Annotated in this window: 1 protein-coding gene and 1 pseudogene; both read right to left on the reverse strand. The window is 70.3% G+C overall.

Annotation, left to right across the window (positions count from 1 at the left end; translation table 11 throughout):
* Positions 1-150, reverse strand: a pseudogene (locus AUL34_RS22210) (sugar ABC transporter substrate-binding protein); the annotation flags it as partial.
* Positions 151-448: 298 nt separating this feature from the next.
* On the reverse strand, positions 449-1,486 hold the full coding sequence (locus tag AUL34_RS08780; RefSeq protein ID WP_192845720.1) for a LacI family DNA-binding transcriptional regulator: 1,038 nt from the start codon (positions 1,484-1,486) through the stop codon (positions 449-451).
* Positions 1,487-1,674 lie beyond the last annotated feature (188 nt).

The raw sequence follows: 1,674 nt of genomic DNA on the forward strand, positions 1-1,674 counted from the left end.
CAATTGCTTGACGATATTGTCACCGTCCTGGATCCAGCGCTGCGAGGATTTGGTCGGCATGAGCACACCGACGGTGCCCTTCTCCTGCGCGAACGCGGCGGGCGATGCCAGGCCTAGGCCCAGGCCGAGCATGGTCGCCGCCAGAAGCATGGTTCTGCGATTCATGTGATGGTCTCCCCTTGTAGCTGCCGACGCCGGGTCCCGCGACCCGTCCTCCCTCGGCATGACGTCTCGAAGTCCGGCCGCATCCCCGCGCGTGGCGACGGACCGCGGCACACTGGCCGTTTCGATGGCCGAGCAAGGCTGCGGATCCGGCCTCGCTCCGCCTGCGGCCGCCTGCCTGGTTCGGTCTTCGGCGAAGCGGTCGATCCTCCGTCCCGCCGGTTTGAGTTACGTACCTCATTCCCGTCATCTGCGTAGCCCAGGACGCATATCCTGGCAACTCTCCCTACGGCAGGTTGTCCCGGAAAAGGACCTCGATGCGAATCCGCTCCTGGTTCTCGTTGAGCGACGTGCCGGTCAGCGCGGCCATGAGGATGCGCACGGCCGATCGTGCCTCGTGACCGGGATCCTGCACGATCAGCGCGTCGAGGAACCCCGCTTCGAGAAGGGGGCGGGTTTCCGCGGTCAGTTCATGGCCGATCACCACCGGCTTGCGGTCGAGAACGCCGAGGGCTGCCGCCAGCCCGGTCGCGCCCGCGCCGGCGCTGTAGACCGCCGAGGGCGGGACCTCGCCATCGAGCGCCCGGGCGACCGCCGTGCGCGTCCGCTCGATATCGTCCTCGCCCTCGACCACGGCGGCGATCTCCATACCGGGAAAGTCGTGCGCCAGCGCGGTTCGAAATCCGTCCAGCCGGTCGCGGTGGTCGCGAAGGCTCGAAGAGCCGAGCACCACGAGGACCTTGCCCACCGGATCGGCCGCGAAGCGTCCGACGAGGGTGGCCGCGACGCGCCCGGCGGCGCGGTTGTCGATGCCGACATAGCGATGCCGGGCCGACCCTGGCACGTCGGAGACCAGGGTGACCACGGGAGCGCCCCCTTGCACCGCCGCATCGATGGCGGCGGCGACGGCCGGGTCGTCGAGCCCCATCGCGATCAGCGCATCGCCCGTCGCCGCCGCCTTCCGGACGGCATCCACCAGAAGCGCAGGCGAGAAGCTGTCCACCTCGTCCAGCATCAGGTTCAGCCGGCGCCGCCCTTCGATGCGGCATGCTTCGCCGAGTTCGGCGGCCAGCCCGGCGACGAACGGATTGGCGAAGCGGGGAAGGATCGCGGTGACGCGGAACCCCGATCGCCGGGCGAGGGCCGCCGCCCCCGCATGGCGCTCGAAGCCGAGCGCGCGCACTGCCGCCTCCACCCGTTCGATGGTGGCCGAGCGCACGCCCGGCCGTCGGTTCACGACGCGGTCGGCGGTGGCGAGACTCACCGCGGCATGACGGGCGACATCGCGAAGCGTCGGGGCCGCAGCCGGGCTGTGATCTTCCATGGTCGCCTCGGTCCATCCGGTCTTGCGGGTCGTCGTCGCCGCGCGCATGCAGGCTTGCAGCGGAGCCGCGCGAAGGTAAACGCAAGTGCCGCCGTTCGCGAGGACCGTTCGAGCGGGCGCTTGAGCGTCCTCGTCGGTTACAGCGTCAGCCGGTCGCGGTTCGGCGGGTGAACGCCTGCCCCCGCCGC

The organism is Aureimonas sp. AU22 (genome assembly GCF_001463745.1).
Taxonomy (GTDB): Bacteria; Pseudomonadota; Alphaproteobacteria; order Rhizobiales; family Rhizobiaceae; genus Aureimonas.